Raw genomic sequence first — 18327 nt, forward strand, 5'->3', positions numbered from 1 at the left:
AGCGCCGAAGGGTCTTCAGGCTTCGCTGCCGTGACTGGGAGCGGCGGCCATCCAGGATTTCAGGCGCTCGAGCATCGGCTCCGTCAGCGGGGTGGATTTCCGTTCCGCAAGGTTGAAGAAGACCGTCTTGGCAGCCAGCTTGGCCGCGAGCTCGCCGCCATGTAGCCTGCGCATCTCGTAATCCGTCTGGATGGACGTGCGGCCGACAGTGCGGACCGTGCCGTAGATTTCCACGATGACCCCCGACGGCACTTCGCCGACGAAGTCGATCTCATGCCGGACGTCGGCCCATCCCCTGTCGGCCCATTCGGGCGTCGTCGGCGCCCAGCCGGTCGCCTGTCCCAGCAGGATGTTGATGGCGTCGTCGAAAAAGGCGACGTAGAACCGCGTTGTCATGTGGCCCATCATGTCGCAATTCCAGGGCTGAACCACAGCTCTCGTCAGTAGGATCATTTTTGCTCCCGACAATTCAATTGATCTCGATTATCGCACCGGCATATCTAACGGGAAATTGGTCATCGCTGTAGAGAGCCTAATGCATGTCGCCCAGAAGTGTGCGGCGATTCTGGGACAACGACATGCATCAAAACAAAGACTTAAAGCGCGTCGCCTGAATCCGTTTCAGCGCGACGCGCTTTAAAGGCAAGAGCCCGGCCTTGTTCGCCCGGTCAAGACCCGGCGTTCTCGCCGGACCGCCTGCGTTTGCCCTCGCCCACGGCGGCGATGAAAGCTGTAGTCAATTGCGGCTGGTTAGGCTTCGCTGCAGCCAGCCGTTCAGCCCGTTCGGCCATGCGATGACGAAGACCGCCAGCAGGAGCCCAAGGCCGATGTTGCGGTAGTCGGACAGTTCCCGCATGCCTTCGTCGGCCAACATCAGCACCGCGGCGCCGAGCAGGGGGCCCCATATCGAGCCGAGGCCACCGATGACGATCATCGCGATCAGGAACAAGAGCGTCGAGAAGGAAAAGACCGTCGGGCCGACGACGCGGAAATGCACGGCGTAGAAGCCGCCGGCGATGCCGGTGAAGAAGGCGGAGACCGCGAAGATCCAGAGCTGGTATTTGAAACGGCTGATGCCGCGCGACATGGCATAGCCCGGATTGTCGCGGAGTGCCCGGAAGGCAAGGCCCAGAGGTCCCCTGATGACGACGATCGAAATCGCGACCGCGACCGCCAGCAGCGCCAGCCCGACATAATAGTGGGCGATGTACCATTTCGACGGGAACAGCGCGCGCAGGCCGATATCGCCGAACTGGCCGATGCCGCGCACACCGCCGAACAGGGGCATGCAGCCGCCGACGGTGGTGAAGCAGTCGGTGTCGTTGACGATCAGCACATACATGACCTGCGCGATCGCCAGCGTCAGCAGCGCCACATAGGGGCCGCGCAGGCGCAGGCAGGCGAGGCCGATCAGCATGCCCATGGCGACGGTGACGATGCCGGCCATCGGGATGGCGGCGAGCATGGGCACCTTCCAGTAGAACCCCAGCATCGCGGTGGCATAGGCGCCGGTGGCGAACAGCGCCATCTGCGCCAGCGAGAAGATGCCGCCCATGCCGAGCACGAGGTTCCACTGCACCACCACGATCGCCCAGATGAAGAACAGCGTCGACTGGGTGATGACGTAGCGCCCGGGCATGGCGAGCGGCAGTGCGGCGGCGAGAGCCAGGCAGACGAGGCCGATCAGTATGTCGCGGCGGATGGATGTCATAGGCGCACCACCTGCTGTTTGCCGAACAGGCCGTAGGGTCGCCAGATCAGCACGAGGATGACGAGAAGCAGCAAGGTGGCGAAGCTCCAGCGCACGCCGAGCACATATTGGGTGGCGGCTTCGAGCAGGCCGAGCGCGATCGCCGCGATGACGGCGCCGTAGACATTGCCGAGCCCCGCGACCACGCAGACGATGAAGGCCTTCAGCATCGGGTCGCCGCCCATAACGGGCGTCAGCGTGGCGATCGAGCTGATCATGATGCCGGAAACGGCGGCAAGCGCGCCGGAGAGCGCCAGCACCTGCGCGTAGATCCGGCCGACCCTGACGCCCATGAGCTGCGCCGCCTCGCGGTTCATCGAGGTGGCGCGAATGGCGCGGCCGGCGCTGGTGCGCTGCATGAGGATGGCGACCGCCGCCATCAGCACGATGGCGACGCCGAGGATGAAGACGTTCTGCAACGGAATGTGCACATTGCCGATGACCACCTGGCCGCCCACCGCGAGCGGCTGCGGGATCGGATAAGGTCCAAACCCCTTCAGCATCAAATTCTCGATGACGCTGCCGATGCCTATGGTGGCGATGAAGATGTTGGTCTCGAAATTCTCGGCCCTCAGCAGCGGCAGCGCCGCGCTGAAATAGATCAGCAGCCCGACCAGCGCGCAGACGGCTGCTGCGGCGAGCAGGGCCAGCGCCGGATGCAGGCCGGCATGGACGATGGCCGCGTAGCAGATATAGCCGCCGAGCGTCAGGATGGCGCCATGCGCCATGTTGAGCATGTTGAGCGAGCCGTAGACCAGCGAGAGGCCGATGGTGGCGACCGCATACATGGCGCCGAGCGTCAGGCCGGAAGCAACGATCTGGATCAGGACGTCCATCGCTCACACTCCGAGATAGGTTTCGACGATTTCCGGACGCGCCATCAGTTCGGCGCCCAGGCCCGACCAGGCGATGCGGCCATTGTCGAGCAGGTGGATCATGTCGGCATGCTCGGCGATCCGCTCGGCATTCTCCTCGACGAGAAGGATGGTGCGGCCTTCCCGCCTGAGGTTGAAGATGACCTCGTAGATCTGCTCGATGACAATCGGCGCCAGTCCGAGCGAAGGCTCGTCGAGCATCAGCACCTCGCCGCCAGCCATCAGGCCGCGGCCGATGCCGCACATGCGCCGCTCCCCGCCTGAAAGCGTGCCGGCGGTCTGGTTGCGGCGCTCCTTCAGCTTGGGCAGCAGCGTGAAGACGAAGTCGAGCCGTTCGGCGGAGCCGCTGCTGTTGGCGTAGGCGCCCATCAGCAGGTTCTCGTGCACGGTCATCGCCGGAAAGAGCAGGTCGCCCTGCGGAACCTGGATGACGCCGCGTTCGACGATCTGGTCGGGACGCAGACGATCGATGCGTGAGCCGTCAAGGCGGATCTCGCCCGACGTCACCGGGACAAGTCCGGAAATCGCCTTGAGCAGGGTGCTCTTGCCATGGCCGTTGGGACCGACAATGGCGGTGAGTTCACCCTTCCTGGCCGACAGTTTGATGGCGTCGAGCACGATGCGGCCGGCATAGCCGGCGCTGGCGTCGACGATCTCGAGCGCCGCCTCAGCCATGCGTGTTTTCCATGAAGGAGCGCAGCCGCTCGGAAGCGCCCTGGCCGAGATAGACGTCGACGACGGTGCGGTCGTCGAGCAGCTTTGTCGGCAGGCCTTCGAAGATCTTTTCGCCGTGATGCATGATCATGATGCGGTCGGAGAGGCGAACCAGGAAGCGCATCACATGCTCGATGAGGATGATGGTGACGCCCGCCGCCTTGATGGCGCGCACGGCATCCATCACGCGATCCACCTCGCGGGCAGTAAGGCCGCCGACGGGCTCGTCCATCAGCAGCAGTTTCGGCTTCGTCGCCATGGCGCTCGCCATCATCAAGAGCTTGCGGTCGAGCACCGGCAGCTTGCCGGTGACCTCGTCGGCACGGTCGGCGATGCCGAGCATTTCAAGCGCGGTATCGGCCGCCTCATCCGCCGCGCGTCCGGCGCGCAGCGTCGGCACGGCCCGGTTGCTCCGGCCGAAATAGGCGCCGACCAGCACGTTATCGCGCGCCGTCATGCTGTCGAAGCCGGCGTTGAGCTGGAAGGTGCGGGCAACGCCGGCATGGCATATCTGCTCGGGCGCATGCCCGGTGATGTCCTGGCCGTCGAGAACGATCGCGCCCGTGGTGGCCGGGTTCAGGCCCGATATCACCTCGAACAGCGTCGTCTTGCCGGCGCCGTTCGGCCCGCCGATGCCGAGGATTTCTCCAGCCCCGACATCGAAGGACAGATCGCGGACCGCCGCGAGCGCGCCGAAGGACTTGCCGACATGCCTGCACGACAGCAATGGCGTCGCGGCGGCGTCTTGCGTCATCCGGCTAGGCCTTGATCCATGGCGGCGTCATGAACTTGGTCGTGCCGTATGGCGCCGGCGCGATCAGGCCGGGACCCTTGGTGTAGTCCTGGATCTGCAGGAACTGATGCGGCATGCCGAGCGATGAATCGTTGACCTGGGTGGGATAGGTGTAGGCGGCGTTCTCGAGCGGCATGAAGCGGGTCGTTCCGGTGACGCCGCGCCATATCATTGCGCTCATCCGCGCCGCAACCTTGCGGTTCTGGTCGTTGTTGCCGGGTTCGCCCGTACCGCCTGCAAGTGCCGCGGCGGTCGCCCAGACATAGGCGCCGTCATAGGGCTGCGCGCCGGAATTGTGGCCGGCGTTCGGGCCGAACTTTGCCTTGTAGCGCTTCTCGAAGGCGGTGCCGATCTCGTCCTGCAGCGCGCCGACGACGGTCGCGTAGATGATGCCGTTGGCCGCCTGCTTGGCGATGTCGCGGAAGGCCGGGATCGACGGACCGTATTGCATGTAGACCAGGCTCGGCGTCGGGTTGGAGGCGAACTGCAGCGCGAACTGCCCGAGATCGGCGGGCAGGAAGTGGGTGATGCAGATCACCGCGGGCGGATCCTGGCGGATCTTGGCCAGCGTCGGTCCCCATTCCGAAGCGGGCACGCTGACGGTCTCGAACAGGCTGATGTCCCAGCCATAGCTCTTGGCTTGCTCCTTGACGGCGTTGGCGATGTTGGAGGCGTAGACGCCGGCCGACAGGATCACCGCCATCTTGTTGTTCTTGCGCTTCCACTCGCCGTTCTCTTCCAGGCCTTGCAGGAACTTCAGGAAGCCAGGACCATACCAGTATTCGGCGGGATCGCCCTGGAACGAACCCCAGTAGCGGTCCGGGTTGGACTTCACCAGGTTGTTGTGGCCGATCGTGGTGTCGTAGTGGACATAGATGATGCCGTTGTCGGCGGCGACCTCCTGGATCGCGGCACCCGAGCCGATGTTGTAGCCGTTGAGGATCGCGTGCACGCCATGCCGGTCGACGAGGCGCTGCGCCGCCTGCACGTTGGTGGCGTCACCCATCTGCGCGGTGTCCTCGAAGGACGGTTCGAGCGGCCGACCGAGGATGCCGCCCAGCGCGTTGATCTCCTCGCAGGCGAGCGTTAGGCCGTTCTTGAACTCGATGCCGTCGGGCGCGGCGAAGTCGGTGGTCGGCCCGCACTGGCCGACCGGGATCGGATCGCCTTCGGCGCGCGCCTCGTTGTTCATCGAAAGCAGCATGGCGGGCATGCCGGTCAGCGTTGCGGCGGTCGCAAGCCCGCCCTTTATCAGGAAATTGCGGCGCGAGCCGGCAATCACGTTCGGCGTGGTGAGTTTCGAACTGCGCTTCATCTCGATTCCCCTGTTAAGTTTTTGTCAGTTTATGTTTTTGACCAGTTCGGCCGCCTGGTCGATGATCGCCGTCTGATGCGGCTGCGCCGACATTCCACCCCATTGTCCCATCAGCTGGTCCCACGGGTCCTCGACGCCCGTGCGGTGCCCGCAAAGCTCCTCGATCACGGCAAGGCCGCAGTAAGGCACGTACATTTCGGAGTAGCCGCCTTCATGCGTCATCACCAGGCGCCCGCCGCATAGCTCGCGCGCCGCGTCGAGCAGCATGCGCGCCAGCCTGCGGTAGCCGCTGGAATTCATCAGCATGCGTCCCATCGGATCGACGCCGGAAGCGTCGAAGCCCGAGGGCACCACGATCAGCTCCGGCTTGAAGCGCGCCAGCGCCGGGATCACCACGCGCTCGAACGCCGCGGCATAGGCGCCCGGACCGGACCCCGGGGGCAGCGGGACGTTGATGTTGAAGCCCTTGCCCATGCCCTCGCCGTTCTCGGCGATCGCGCCGGAATTGGCCGGGAACAGATTGTCCTGGTGCAGCGAGATCGAAAGCACGCTCGGATCGTCGTAGAAGATCGCCTGCGTGCCGTTGCCGTGATGCACGTCCCAGTCGACGGTCGCGATGCGGGTGAGGCCGTGCAACTGCTGAGCATGGCGGATGGCGATGGCGGCGTTCGAGAACAGGCAGAAGCCCATGCCGACATCGGCGGTGGCGTGATGGCCGGGCGGACGGATCAGCGCATAGGCGTTGTCCACCTGGCCCGTGATGACGGCTTCCATCGCCTTGATGGCGCCGCCAGCTGCCAGCAGCGCGATTTCATAGCTGCCGGCGCCGAGCGGCGTCAGTGAGCTGGCGTCGCCGTAACCACGGTCGCTGATCTCCCTGATCCTGGCGATATGCGCCGGCGTGTGGACCCGCGACAATTCCTCGACGGTGGCGCGCCGCGGCTTGATGGTGACCAGATGGTCGAGGATGCCGCTCACTTCCAGGAGGTTGCGCAGGCGACGCTTGGTCTCGGGATTTTCGGCATGGGTGCCGGGCTGAACCGTCAGGCTCGGCGGAAAAACCTGGTTCCAGTTCCAGGTGTTGTGCCAAAGATAAAGTTCGTGGAAAACGAAACCAGTCGCCATGCGGCTCCCACCCAGCATATGTCGGCTGGATGATGGCCCGCTACATTAGCGCTGTCCCGACACCTTCGGGTAATGGGTGGTTTTTTTGAGCCCACCCATTCGGGTGGTTAGAGCAATTCCAGGAAAAGTGTGAGCGGTTTTCCGTCCGGAATTGCGTGAAAACAAAGAGCTAGGGCGGTTCACCGTTTCCATGAAACGGTTAACCGCCCTAGCCAACCAATTGGCGCTCGGTGGCGGCGTCGAGCCCGATTTCCTTCAGCTTGAGCACGGCTTCCGTGCGGCTTGAGACGCCGAGCTTGCCGAAGATGTTCTTCAAATGCCATTTCACCGTGTCGGGCGCCATGGACAGCGTCTCGGCCAGCTGGCGGTTGGTGTAGGCGCGAAGCAGCAGGGCTGCGACATCGGTTTCCTTGCTGCTCAGCATTTGCTTCCTCACCGTGATCGCTATCGGGCGCGCGCGTTCGGGCGCGGTCTTGCCCAGTTCGCGCAGAAGCGTGTCGACAAAGGTGGCGGTGCTGGAATTGCGCGACCAGGCCGGAATGCGCGCCCGGGCGAATTCGAGCACCTCGCGCATCGGCAGGCCCTCGTCGATCAGCGAGCGCAATGCGTTCTGCGGCAGCGCCAGGGTGACGACGTCGACCGCCGCCGCCAGCGCCAGCAGCGTTTCGCCCGCGCTGTGCGCGGCGATCGCGACAAGGGCGCGCACCTGCATGAAGCCGCGCAGGCGGCCGTCGCGACGCATGCGTTCGGCGATGCGGTCGAGCACGGCGATGGCCTTCGCCGGATGGCCCTCGGCGATCAGCACGCGCGCGGCGCCGATATGGGCGTATTCGTCGAGCGGATGGATCGGGGTGGGGCGGCTTTCGGCCGAAGGCTCGATGCCGCGCGAACGCAGCGCCAGCCGGGCGGCGCGGACGTCGCCGCGCGACAAAAGCAGCCGCACCCGCTCGTTCAGCGCCGCGGCCGTCAGCCGGCGGTAGCGCTTTTCGATGCCCAGCCGTTCGGCGCGTTCGAGGAAGACGATCGCCTCGTCGTGCCGCCCATGCGCCGCGGAGAGCCGCGCCAGATGCAGCTTGCAGGCCATCTCGTGCACGACGAGCCCGCATTCCTCGATGATCTGCCGGTGCTGGTGCAGGATGCGCTCAGCGCCCTGCAGGTCGTTCCATTCATAGGCGAGCTCGACATGGAAGATCGCCGTCATCGCCTCCGTGTAGGAACCGGAGCCCAGGCGCTCGCGGGCCAATCGGCAAGCTCGGTCGAGCAATTGGTGCGCCTCGGCGAGGTTGCCGGCGGAAATCTCGACCAGTCCCAGCAACAGGTCGCAATAGACGATGCCGAAGACCGAATTGGCGGCGGCATGATGGTCGCGCGCCGCGAGGCTGCGCAGGCGCGCGGCGTCCAGCTCGCCGAGCGAATAGTGGCTGAAGGCGCAGATGTTGGCGAGCGTGCCGCGCGCGAAGGGCTCGTCCTCGGGAAAATCCGCCAGCCAGCGCGAGGCGACGCGGGTCGCGGTACGCGAACGGTCGGTGGCGCTGATGACGCCGGCCGTCAGCGTCTGCAACTCGGCCTTGAGCGATCGGGTGGTGGCGCGATCGATCTCGCCGCGTTCGGAAAGCTGGCCGACAAGGGTTTTGGCCTGTTTGAGGATGCGGACGGCCTGGCGCGGCCGGCTCATGTGGAACTGCGCCCAGACTCGCGCCAGCAGCAGGCGAGGGCGGGCGGCAATGAGGTCCGGAGGAAGCTGGTTCAGCCACTCGGTGAGCTTGGGTATGTGGCCCTGCATGGTGAGCGGCATGGCGCATTCCTCTACCAGGCGCGCCGCATGGTCGGCATCGCCGCTGGCGAGTGCGTGGTCGACCGCGTCGGAGATATGCCCCCGGGCCGCCAGCCAGGCGGCGGCCGCGCGATGCAGGTCCCTGCGTGCCTCCGGCGCCCAGGCATCCAGCCTGTTGCGCAGGAATTCCGAGAACAGGTGGTGATAGCGGAACCATTGTCCGGAGGAATCGAGAGCGATCAGGAAAAGGTTCGAATGCTCGATGGTCGCGAGCGCCGCGGCGCAGTCCCGTCCCGGGCAAACCGCTTCGACGAGGCCTAGGCAGAAGCGATCGAGGATCGAGGTCCTGAGCAGGAAATCCTGGATGTCGGGCGCCTGCCGGGCGAGCACGTCGTGGGTCAGGAACATCGCCACGTCGCGCTGGCTGCCGGAAAATTCGGCGATGAAGGCTTCTCTCGATCCCTCATGCGCCAACGCCAAGGCGGCCAGCTGCAGGCCGGCAGGCCAGCCTTCGGTCTTGTGGTGAAGCGCCACCACGGCCGACACAGCGAGGTCGAGGCCGCAGACATTGGCAAGGTAGTCTTCGGTCTCCTCGAGCGAAAAGCGCAGGTCGCTGTCGCCGAGGCTGACGACATGCCCCTTCATCTTCATATGGGCGAGCTCGAGCGGCAGCTCGCCGCGGGTTGCGAGCACGATGCGCAAGGCCGGCGGCGCATAGGCGACCAGCATGTTGATGCAGGCGGCGATCTCGCCGGAGACGATCAGATGGGCGTCGTCGAGAACGAGGTAGATCGGCGCGGCGCGGCGCGATAGCTGGTTGATGATGGCGGTGAGGATGGAATCGACCGGCGTCACCGGGCTGGAGTCGATCAGCGATTCCGCGTTGCCGGCAATGTCGGGGTCGACGCGGTGGAAGGCGGCGGCGAGATATTTGAGGAAGCGGGCGAGATCGTTGTCGAGCCGGTCGATCGACAGCCAGGCGACCTGGGCGATGCCACCGGAAATGCCGGCCGCCCATTGCGAGAGCAGGGTCGATTTGCCGAAACCGGCAGGCGACGTCACCACCGTCAGCTTGCCCGCTGTCGCGGCATCCAGGGTGCGCAGCAGCCGCGGCCTCCGGACCAGGGCATCGCGCAAATGAGGCGGCTGAAGCTTCGTTTCTATGAGCATCCGGTTCTCAACTGCTGCTGTGGCGCTTAGTAAACGCGGAGTGAGGTGCGGAGGCAATGGCCGGGTAAGGTCGGCCGGTGCTCGCCTGGGCGGGCGTGGTTCCTCTGATGACGGTCTTGCGCGACAGGCGGCGCCAAACTTGCCCAGGTCATTGCGGCATCCGCGCCTCTGAGCTATTTTAGCAGTTGGTTGGATACGCGATCCGCCTTGCCATAGCCGGCGCGGCTCCTTGCCTTGCCGTCTTGGCAGATTGTGAAGTCTTTAACAGACCACGATGCCGCAAGCTGCGTTCTTGTGGCCGACAGGTGATAGCGGTTAGGGATTTTGCCATGCTGCGACGCTGCGCGCTGATTGCAGCCTTGATCCTCGTGGCCTTCACGACGGTGCAGGCGCATGCCGATCGAAGGGTCGCTCTCGTCATAGGCAATTCCGAATATCGCGAAATCCCGGCTCTCAAGAATCCAGACAAGGATGCCGAGGACGTTTCGAACACATTCCGGCTGGCCGGCTTCGACGTGTTCGTCGCCAAGGACCTGACCAAGCTCCAGTTCGAGAAGGAGTTCCGCAATTATCTCGCGGCGGCGGACGGCGCCGATCTCGCGGTCGTCTACTATTCCGGCCACGGCTTTCAGATCGGCGGCGAGAATTTCCTGATCCCGGTCGACGCGTCGCTCAAGGATGCGGCCGACATCGAGGTCCAGGCGGTCAAGCTGGACGATGTCCTGCAGCAATTGCGCGCCAAATCGAAGATCCAGGTGATCATCCTCGATGCCTGCCGCAACAACCCGTTCCCGCGCAAGGATTACTGGCTGCGCGACCAGTTGATCGCGGCCGGCGGCACCGGCCTTGCGCAGGTGAAAAGTTCGCTGAACACGCTGATTGCCTTCGCCACCGAGCCGGGCGCGGTCGCCTATGACGGCTCCGGCGAGCTCAGCCCGTTTTCATCCGCCTTCTCCCGCCGCGCGCTGGCGCCGAACCAGGAGATACGCTCCGTGATGGCGGCGGTGCGCCGCGACGTGGTCGAGGCCACCAAGGGCGCGCAGGTTCCTTGGGAAAATTCCTCGCTGATCGACGAAGTGGTGCTGATGCGCCGCGCCAACCGGCCGGCTTTGCCGCCGGTGCTGGAAAAGACCGTGCCGTCGGGGGTCGGACCGGTCGCGCTCGACCTGCCGGTGCCGGTCGATGTCGACGGCGGCGCGGTCACCATCAGCATCGAAAGGTCGCCGGCGCTGGGTCGCCTGATCCTGGACGGCAAGCCGGTCGCAACGGGCGAGCCGATAGAAGGCAAGGACCTGCCGCGGCTCGCGATGGACGTGCCGAAGGGCGCCGACGCCGAGGACCAGGTCGATATGCTGGCCTACGCCACGCATGACGAATGGGGCGGCGGATCGCAGGGCATCCTGGTGTTCCGGGTCAAGAACGGCGAAGACGCCGCAGGCAAGCAGCTCGTGGCCTCGCTGGAGTCCGAGCAGAAGCAGGAAGTGGTGGAGCGCGGCATCCACATCGCCGGCGCCGCCGAGGCGATAGAGAACCGCGACGTCAAGATTCCCGTCGGTGTCGGCCCCGTGCCGCTGAAACTGGATTTCCCGACCAAGGATCCGGCCGTAAGCGTGAAGCTTGCGAGCTATCCGGCAACCGGGACACTGTCCCTGCCGGATCGGACCTTGTCGCCGCAATCGAGCCTGATGGCCGACGAAGTCGATAAACTGCGCTACGAACCGCAGATAGGCACGGTCCAGCCATTGATCGTCGGCGTCGAGATCAGGGCCGACAACACACCGTCAAAGCCGGCGACGATGAAGCTGTCGCCCAGCGTCGATCCGTGCGACGAGAAGGCAGGCGAACCTTTGGACCTGCAGGGCGTCGTCCCCGGCCTGCTGCCGAACGAGATCGGCGCCGGGGCGGTGGAGGCCTGCCAGGCGGCGGTAAAGGCCTATCCCGATGTCGCCCGCTTCCAATACGAACTCGGGCGCGCGCTGCTCGCCGCCGGCAAGGTCGACGAGGCCAAGAAGGCCATCCAAAAGGCTGCCGACCAGGGACATGTCCGCGCGGTGTTCGAGCTTGGCTACATCGCTTCGTCCGGCATAGGAACGGCGGTGGACCCCGCGAAGGCGAATGGCTTCTATGCCAAGGCATCCGACAAAGGCGACCCTTATGGGATGACCGCCTGGGGCCGCGCTCTGTTCAACGGTCTGGGGGTCCAGCGCGACACCGGCAAGGGCCTCGACCTGCTGCTCAAGGCGGCGGCCATGGGCCACACCTATGCCATGAACGATCTCGCCGCGATCTTCACCGAAGGGCGCAATGGCGTGCCGGCCGACCCGGCTCGTGCCGTCGCCTTCCTCAAGGCGGGCGTGGAGCGCCAGGACATGTATTCGATGAACATCCTCGGCCGCAATTATCTCAGCGGACGCGGCGTCGGGAAGGATCCGAAGCAGGCGCAGGAGTTGTTCCAGAAGGCGATGGATCTCGGCCAGCCTTATGCGCCCGGCAGCCTGGCGCGCATGTACCGGGATGGTGAGGGCGTGGACCGGAACCTTGCCGAGGCGCAGAGGCTCTTCGAACTGGCGACGGACCGTGGCGACTACTCGGCGGCATATGATCGCGCGGCTATCGAAATGCAGAAAGGCGACAAATCCGATCAGGCCCTCGCCGTCCGCTATCTGGCGTTCGCGGTAGGACTTGATCTGCGCAACGAGTTGCCGGTCGCTCGGTCGACCTTGGCGCAGTTCGGGGCAAAGCCGAAGGCGGCTGCCCTCAAGCAGCTGCGCTCCGAACTCAAATCGAAAATCCCGACGGGTGGCTCGGCCGACGACCAATTGGTCAAGACTGCCAGAGCCCTCTGGGAACAGGCCAATCCGCGTCGGGACCTGTTTTGATCAAACAAGGAGGCAATGGTGGGCAGGGTATTGAAGCAGGCGTTCATCGCAACATTCCTATCCCTCACGGTCGCTGGGTGCACGACCATGGCGCCCAGGGTCGAGCCGGCGCCGGTAACGAAACATCGTACCAAGCAGGTTAGCGTGACAACGACGCCGAAGGTCATCAAGCAGAAGAAGGGGACCGCCAAGAAACTGATCAAACCAGTCAAGACCGAGACCACGCCCGTCATTGCGCCCTTAGGTGGGAGCGGCGGCGGTGGCGGCGGTGGGTGGTAGTAACGTCGCCGACAACCGTTCTTTCCCGGCGCATGGCGATCGCATTGGTCGTTTTTCGAAGCCGCCGTAACCGCTCGCCAAGCGATGGCAAGTGCTCTATGCTCCACGCTCGTGCCGGTATCGAGATCGGGTTGTCCTGGCGGGGGCGTTCCATGTTCGAAGTCGTTGCATTGTGGCGGAAAGCGCGTGCCAAGGCCGCGGTTTTTGGCTTGATCGTTGCCGTGCTGCTGGTCTTCGGGCCGCAAACGGCAAGTGCCGCGCCGAACTGGACGCTCGATCCGTCCGCATCCGTGCTCACCTACCAGTCGGTCAAGAAGAACACGATCGTCGAGACCAACAAGATCAGGAACATCACCGGCACGCTGAGTTCCGCCGGCGACGCCAGGATCAGCTTCGACCTCAATTCCGTCGACACCGGCGTCGACCTGCGCAACGTGCGCATGCGCTTCCTGTTCTTCGAGACCTTCACCTACCCGACGGCCGAGGTGACGGCAAAGGTGGACCCGGCGGCGTTCGCCGACCTGCCGACCAAGCGCCGGGTGAAGACGACCTTGCCGTTCCGCCTCAGCATGCATGGCGTCGACAAGGATCTCGAGGCGAGCGTCGTCGTCACCATGATCAGCGACACCCAGGTTTCCGTCGCTTCTGAGGCGCCAGTCGCCGTCCATGTCGAGGATTTCGGCCTGCTGCCCAACATCGACAAATTGCAGCAGGCCGCCAATGTGACCAACATCGTGCCGACAGCTTCGGTGTCGTTCGATTTCGTCTTCACTGCCGACGGCGGCAAGCCGGCCGCCGTGCAGACCGTCGCCGCCGCCGAGGTCGGTCCCGTCGCCACCGATGCCGCGAAAGCCAACTTCAGCGACGAGGAGTGCCTCAACAGGTTTGCCGTGCTTTCGCGCACCGGCGCCATCTATTTCCGCCAGGCCAGCGCAAGGCTCGACGCGAAGAGCCGCCCGTTGCTGGCGGAGGTCGAAGGCGTCGTCGGCAAATGCCCGGCCCTCAAGGTCGAGGTGTCCGGCTACACCGATTCCGACGGATCGCCCGAGGCGAACAAGGCGCTCTCCGAACGGCGCGCCCAGGCGGTCGCCGACGCGCTGGTTGCCGACGGCGTTTCGCGCAGCCGGATCAGCTCCGCCGGCTATGGCGAGGACAAGCCGGTCGCCGCCAACGACACGCCCAAGAACAAGGCGCTCAACCGGCGGATCGAATTCTCCGCCAGCAAGCTTGCCAACTGAGGTGGCGGTGAGCTCCATTCCGATCGCCTTTTGCGGCGGCATGCTTCGCGCTGCGGGGCTGGCCGCGTTGCTTCTGCTCTTGACGTTGACGGCCGCGAGCGCCGAGCGGCGCATCGCGCTGGTGCTTGGCAACTCGCAGTATCAGCACGCAGCACCCCTCGCCAATCCGGCGCGCGATGCGCAGGCCATGGCCGACCGGCTCAAGGATCTCGGCTTCGAGGTGGTCTCGGGCTTCGACCTCACCAAGCAGCAGACGCAAGCCACGGTCGCCCAGTTCGCCAAGCAGGTTCGCGGCGCCGACATCGCGCTTTTCTTCTATGCCGGCCATGGCCTGCAGGTCTCCGGCAAGAACTATCTGCTGCCCGTCGACGCCGCGCTCGAGGACGAGACCTCGCTCGATTTCGAGGCCGTCTCGGTCGATTTCATCCTGCGCCAGATGTCGCGCGAGACCAGCATAAGGCTCGTCTTCCTGGACGCATGCCGGGACAATCCGCTTGCCGACGTGCTGGCGAAGAGCGCCGGCATAAAGGGCGCAAGCAGCGGCCTTGCCGAAATCCCGATCGAGAATGGCGGCGCCGGCACCCTGGTCGCTTTCGCCGCCAGCCCGAACCAGCTTGCCTATGACGGGTCCGGCGACCACTCGCCTTTCACCACGGCGCTGCTCCAGCATATCGGCGAATCCAACGTCTCCATCACCGAAGCCATGAACAGGGTGACCAGCGACGTCTTCAAGGTGACCGCCGGCAAGCAGCGCCCCTGGATCAATGTCTCGCTGACCACCGAGGTCGTGCTGCACAAGGTCGATCTCAATGCGCCGCTGATCGTCGGCGAGGCGACCGCGCCGCAGGCCGAAGCGGGTTCCGAGACGCGCAACACCGGCGCGTCGTCAAGCCAGAATGACGACCAGCTTGCGCTCAATGCGCTGCGCGAAAAGATCCCGAAGCTGGCGACCGACGGGCCGATCCTTTTCGATCGCCCGGTCGAGTTCGGCGACCCTGCGATCGACGGCAAGAGCATAGCCCAGTTGATCAAGGGAGAACCGCTTTTCAGTCCGGTCGAAGGCCTCGACAAATCGGTCTGGCAAGGCAAGCACTGCGACGGCTGTCACCAGTGGAACGAGACCCGCCTTTGCGAGCAGGCAAAGAATTTCGCCGCCAACGACGTCTCGGTCCTGCGCCTGCAGCATCCGCTCGGCACCCGCTTCAAGGTCGCGCTCGCCCGGTGGGCGCAAGGCGGCTGCAAATGACTCTGGATTAGGGCCTTGGCAGTCTTGCCTGGCGGGAGGCCCTAATACGCATCGACCGATTGCCGCTGCGCCTCCATCTCCACCATCTGGATGCCCATTTCGACGAAGGCCGAAAGCACGCCAAAGCGGTCCGCGGTCGAGACGCGGGCGAGCCCCGCCAGGATCCCGGCATTGACGGCGTGGGCGGCAGGGTATCCGGTTGCTATCATGTCGAAGGCCGGATCGCGCCACGCCGCCGACAGCGCGATCCATGCAGCCGGCGTCGTCGGCGACGGATCGACAGCACTGCCGAGCGCCGCCCGATGGCGGGGATTGCCGGGCTCGCGCACCCAGTCATTGACGAGCGCCAGCAGTTCGAGATCCCTGTCCGCAAGGAGTTCGGTGAGATGGCTCAGGCATTCATGCCCCCACCAGACCGCGGCGCGCTCGGGCAGGAGATAGGCGCAGAACGTGACGGCTTCCTCAGGCACGCGCCCGGCAAGCAGGGCACGGCAAAAATCGAGCGGCGGCTGGACGGCGGCCGGCGATTTCATGTCCCGGCCGATCGCGGGACAGGCAAGAAACAGATCCCTCGCCGTTCTGTATCCGAGTTCATTGGCCATGGCTGCCACACCCCGAGCATAGGCAGAAACAACACTCAAAACCCACGGCTGAGTGCGGTCAAGCCTTAACCTTTAACAGGCGGCGGCCATTGGCAACGTGCGCTTGTTCACAGACAATCGTTTCGAGATTTGATATAGTCCGCGCCAGCGAAAACCCGCTCAATCAAACAGGAGTGACGGTCATGCGGTGGGGCAGCTCAGCCTTGGCTTTGGCGACCGTGCTTTTTTCAACGCACGTTTACGCCGATCCGCTTCAGAAATCGGAAGACATCGTCAAGTTCTTCGCCGGCCAGAATCTTGGCGCCTCACGCGGCATCTGCGTCGGCACCGAGGAGGAGTGCAAGAGCAAGGCCGAGAAGAACGGGGCCCCCCAGAAGGCCGGCCTCGACATGATGATCAACTTCGCCCTGGATTCGGCCCAGCTCGACCAGACCGCGCGCACCGAACTGGACGAGTTCGCCAAGGCGCTGAAGGACAACCGACTGAGCACGTTCAGCTTCGTCGTCGAGGGCCACACCGATGCGACCGGCACGGATCGCTACAATCAGGACCTGTCGCAGCGAAGGGCGCAATCGGTAGCCGCCTTCCTCGAAGCGAACGGCGTTGGATCGGCGCGGCTCGAAGCGATCGGCCTCGGCAAGTCGCACCCGCGCGTTGCCAATCCCTACGACCCGGTCAACCGCCGGGTGGAAATGCGGATCCGGACGGAATAGGCCGCCGGCGCTGTCGCCGGGCAGCTCGTAGCGAAACGGCCGGAGGGAGCCGCCGACAGGCCAGGCGTTTGTCCTCGATCAGTTCTTGAGCGCGCCGCCCACCGCAATCCCGGTGCCGAAGATCAATGCCTTGGTGAGGAAGTCGTTGTTGTCCCTCGGCGGCGGCGCGTCCTCGCGAACCACGGTCTCGCTGTTGCGCCTGCGCTGAACGACCTGCGTCTGTTTCCGGCGCGGCTTCTGCTGCGCCACCGGCTTCAGCGTGCGGGTCTTCTGCACGAGCTGTTTCTTGGGTGGCGCGGCGCGCGCCTGGTCGGCGGCGCTCTTGGTGCGCACGGCATCCATCATCGGGTCGGTCTGGATCACCAGCAAGGCCAGTTGCTCGCGCGTCAGATAGGTGGTCGGCGGCAGGCCATTCTGGCCCTGCCAGACGCCGATCGCCTGGCGCGTCCTCGGGCCGATATTGCCGTCGACCTGGCCGAGCTCGTTGCCCAGCGCTTCGACGCGCAATTGTAAGTCAATGCGGCCGTTGCGGTCGAGCCCGATCGCGCTTTCCGTGAGCTCGGTGCCTTGCGTCTTTCTCATCTCGTCGCTGATGCCGACCGAGGTGCGAACGGCCGAGCCTGGATTGGTGTTCGCATCGTCCGCGCCGAGCGCCGCGACCTGCTTGGCTGCGGTCGGGTCCTTCAGCTGGTCGATGTTGAGCTTCGCCACCGTGGCGAAACGGCCGTTCGGGAACTGGTCGAGATAGGCTTCGTAGTAGGGAATGGCGTTCTTCTTCGAAGCCTCGTCCCAAAGCCGCTGCTCGACCTCCCAGGACGGCGCCTCGGCGGCCACGGGAACAGGCGCTGCCGTCGCCTTGGACGCGTCGGCTACCGGTGTCGCGGCGGGCGAGGATGTTTGTGCCACGGGCTTGCCGAGGAACACCTCGCGTCCCAGCGAAGCATTGTGCCATGGCCGCTGCCGGCCCTGCGTGGCCTCGGTCACCTCGCCGCGCACGCGCGTCAAGGCGCCCTGGATCTCGACGCCCGGCTCGGTCAGGTGCTTGGCCAATGCCAGCGAATAGGGGCTGTCGACGCCGTTGCCGTCGAACGCGATGGCGCCCGGGTCGGTCGCATAGGCGATCAGGACGCCGCCCGAGCCCATGCCGTCGGCCTTTGCGTCGATCGGCGCGAGGCCGGCGCCGAGCGAGCGGCTCTTCGGCAATGATGCGGCCAGCGTGCGCGCCAGCGGATTGTCGCGGCAGGCGTCGAGGATGATGATGCCGACCGCGGGATCGGCCGGCAGCGCCGCCATGAACTCGTCGATCTGCACCGTGCGGGTCTTGAGGTAGGCCGGCGATGTCAGCTCGGCATCGACAGGGATGAGGTAGTTCTTGCCGTCGACTTGCATGCCGTGCCCTGCGTAGAAGATCACGGCGAGGTCGGCATTGTAGGACTCCTCCGTGAATTTGCTGATCAAGCTGTGCATGCCGGCATTGTCCTGGTCGACGCCTTCGATCACCTCGAAGCCCGCGTTGCGCAGCGTGGACGCGATGAGGTGGGCATCGTTGGCCGGGTTGGGCAAGGCGACGGCATTGACATATTTGCTGTTGCCAATGACCAGCGCGACACGCTTGTTGTCGGGCGTGGCGGCCTGGGCGCCGAACGCTGCGTGGAAAAGCAGGATCAACCCGCCCAAAAGGATGGCGAACGCTTTCATGGATTAGCCCTCCGCCCCTTTGGGGCGCGTTATCGATGTCTGCGCATGCTGAATTTCGTAAGCGACAACGTCGCTTCTGCCAAAATCGTCTCTTAGGCGTCTGTGATCTCGGCCACAGATTTGGTTCACGAGGGGCCTGAAATTTCCTCCGTGAAT

The 18327-nt window shown here is 64.9% G+C and carries 14 protein-coding genes; 4 read left to right on the forward strand and 10 right to left on the reverse strand.

Features of this window, described 5'->3' with window-relative positions; genetic code table 11:
* Positions 1–15: 15 nt before the first annotated feature.
* From WDX12_RS13840 to WDX12_RS13875, 8 genes are all read right to left on the reverse strand, one after another.
* A complete protein-coding gene (locus tag WDX12_RS13840) occupies positions 16–396 on the reverse strand; it encodes an acyl-CoA thioesterase (protein ID WP_434725239.1) in 381 nt (126 codons plus the stop codon).
* Between the two features lie 340 nt (positions 397–736).
* The gene (locus tag WDX12_RS13845) at positions 737–1711 is read right to left on the reverse strand and encodes a branched-chain amino acid ABC transporter permease (protein ID WP_434725240.1); all 975 of its coding nucleotides are present in this window, start codon (positions 1709–1711) and stop codon (positions 737–739) included.
* Complete coding sequence (locus WDX12_RS13850) at positions 1708–2586, reverse strand: branched-chain amino acid ABC transporter permease (protein ID WP_320298699.1); 879 nt, start codon at positions 2584–2586, stop codon at positions 1708–1710. The genes WDX12_RS13845 and WDX12_RS13850 overlap by 4 nt, the downstream gene beginning before the upstream one ends.
* 3 nt (positions 2587–2589) lie before the next feature.
* Positions 2590–3300: an ABC transporter ATP-binding protein gene (locus WDX12_RS13855; RefSeq protein WP_320298700.1), complete on the reverse strand. Its 711-nt coding sequence runs from the start codon at positions 3298–3300 to the stop codon at positions 2590–2592.
* A complete protein-coding gene (locus WDX12_RS13860) occupies positions 3293–4093 on the reverse strand; it encodes an ABC transporter ATP-binding protein (protein ID WP_320298701.1) in 801 nt (266 codons plus the stop codon). The genes WDX12_RS13855 and WDX12_RS13860 overlap by 8 nt, the downstream gene beginning before the upstream one ends.
* A 4-nt stretch (positions 4094–4097) precedes the next feature.
* On the reverse strand, positions 4098–5447 hold the full coding sequence (locus WDX12_RS13865) for an ABC transporter substrate-binding protein (protein ID WP_320298702.1): 1350 nt from the start codon (positions 5445–5447) through the stop codon (positions 4098–4100).
* Positions 5448–5471: 24 nt separating this feature from the next.
* On the reverse strand, positions 5472–6572 hold the full coding sequence (locus WDX12_RS13870) for a class II histone deacetylase (RefSeq protein WP_320298703.1): 1101 nt from the start codon (positions 6570–6572) through the stop codon (positions 5472–5474).
* Positions 6573–6780: 208 nt separating this feature from the next.
* Positions 6781–9516: a LuxR C-terminal-related transcriptional regulator gene (locus tag WDX12_RS13875; protein WP_434725241.1), complete on the reverse strand. Its 2736-nt coding sequence runs from the start codon at positions 9514–9516 to the stop codon at positions 6781–6783.
* Positions 9517–9845: 329 nt separating this feature from the next.
* Between WDX12_RS13875 and WDX12_RS13880 the strand changes: the two genes are divergently transcribed.
* From WDX12_RS13880 to WDX12_RS13890, 3 genes are all read left to right on the forward strand, one after another.
* Positions 9846–12395, forward strand: a complete 2550-nt coding sequence (locus WDX12_RS13880; RefSeq protein ID WP_434725242.1) for a caspase family protein — start codon at positions 9846–9848, stop codon at positions 12393–12395.
* Positions 12396–12826: 431 nt separating this feature from the next.
* Positions 12827–13912, forward strand: coding sequence for an OmpA family protein (locus tag WDX12_RS13885; protein WP_320298707.1), 1086 nt, complete (start codon positions 12827–12829; stop codon positions 13910–13912).
* A gap of 7 nt (positions 13913–13919) precedes the next feature.
* Entirely contained in the window at positions 13920–15158 is a 1239-nt protein-coding gene (locus WDX12_RS13890) for a caspase family protein (protein ID WP_434725243.1), read from the forward strand.
* A gap of 41 nt (positions 15159–15199) precedes the next feature.
* Here WDX12_RS13890 and WDX12_RS13895 read toward each other — a convergent pair whose 3' ends face one another.
* A complete protein-coding gene (locus WDX12_RS13895; protein WP_434725244.1) occupies positions 15200–15691 on the reverse strand; it encodes a DUF6931 family protein in 492 nt (163 codons plus the stop codon).
* A gap of 251 nt (positions 15692–15942) precedes the next feature.
* On the opposite strand from WDX12_RS13895, the gene WDX12_RS13900 reads away from it, so the two are divergent.
* Complete coding sequence (locus WDX12_RS13900) at positions 15943–16473, forward strand: OmpA family protein (protein ID WP_434725245.1); 531 nt, start codon at positions 15943–15945, stop codon at positions 16471–16473.
* A 78-nt stretch (positions 16474–16551) separates the two neighbouring features.
* Here WDX12_RS13900 and WDX12_RS13905 read toward each other — a convergent pair whose 3' ends face one another.
* Positions 16552–18171: a caspase family protein gene (locus WDX12_RS13905; RefSeq protein ID WP_434725246.1), complete on the reverse strand. Its 1620-nt coding sequence runs from the start codon at positions 18169–18171 to the stop codon at positions 16552–16554.
* Positions 18172–18327: the final 156 nt, after the last annotated feature.

The sequence above is a fragment of the Mesorhizobium sp. RIZ17 genome, assembly GCF_051127865.1.
Lineage (GTDB): Bacteria > Pseudomonadota > Alphaproteobacteria > Rhizobiales > Rhizobiaceae > Mesorhizobium > Mesorhizobium humile.

Coding starts and splice junctions, on each gene's coding strand:
- WDX12_RS13885 (WP_320298707.1), top strand. CDS start 12,827: ATGTTCGAAGTCGTTGCATTGTGGCGGAAAGCGCGTGCCAAGGCCGCG.
- WDX12_RS13870 (WP_320298703.1), bottom strand. CDS start 6,572: ATGGCGACTGGTTTCGTTTTCCACGAACTTTATCTTTGGCACAACACC.
- WDX12_RS13850 (WP_320298699.1), bottom strand. CDS start 2,586: ATGGACGTCCTGATCCAGATCGTTGCTTCCGGCCTGACGCTCGGCGCC.
- WDX12_RS13875 (WP_434725241.1), bottom strand. CDS start 9,516: ATGCTCATAGAAACGAAGCTTCAGCCGCCTCATTTGCGCGATGCCCTG.
- WDX12_RS13855 (WP_320298700.1), bottom strand. CDS start 3,300: ATGGCTGAGGCGGCGCTCGAGATCGTCGACGCCAGCGCCGGCTATGCC.
- WDX12_RS13845 (WP_434725240.1), bottom strand. CDS start 1,711: ATGACATCCATCCGCCGCGACATACTGATCGGCCTCGTCTGCCTGGCT.
- WDX12_RS13900 (WP_434725245.1), top strand. CDS start 15,943: ATGCGGTGGGGCAGCTCAGCCTTGGCTTTGGCGACCGTGCTTTTTTCA.
- WDX12_RS13905 (WP_434725246.1), bottom strand. CDS start 18,171: ATGAAAGCGTTCGCCATCCTTTTGGGCGGGTTGATCCTGCTTTTCCAC.
- WDX12_RS13860 (WP_320298701.1), bottom strand. CDS start 4,093: ATGACGCAAGACGCCGCCGCGACGCCATTGCTGTCGTGCAGGCATGTC.
- WDX12_RS13895 (WP_434725244.1), bottom strand. CDS start 15,691: ATGAAATCGCCGGCCGCCGTCCAGCCGCCGCTCGATTTTTGCCGTGCC.
- WDX12_RS13840 (WP_434725239.1), bottom strand. CDS start 396: ATGACAACGCGGTTCTACGTCGCCTTTTTCGACGACGCCATCAACATC.
- WDX12_RS13880 (WP_434725242.1), top strand. CDS start 9,846: ATGCTGCGACGCTGCGCGCTGATTGCAGCCTTGATCCTCGTGGCCTTC.
- WDX12_RS13865 (WP_320298702.1), bottom strand. CDS start 5,447: ATGAAGCGCAGTTCGAAACTCACCACGCCGAACGTGATTGCCGGCTCG.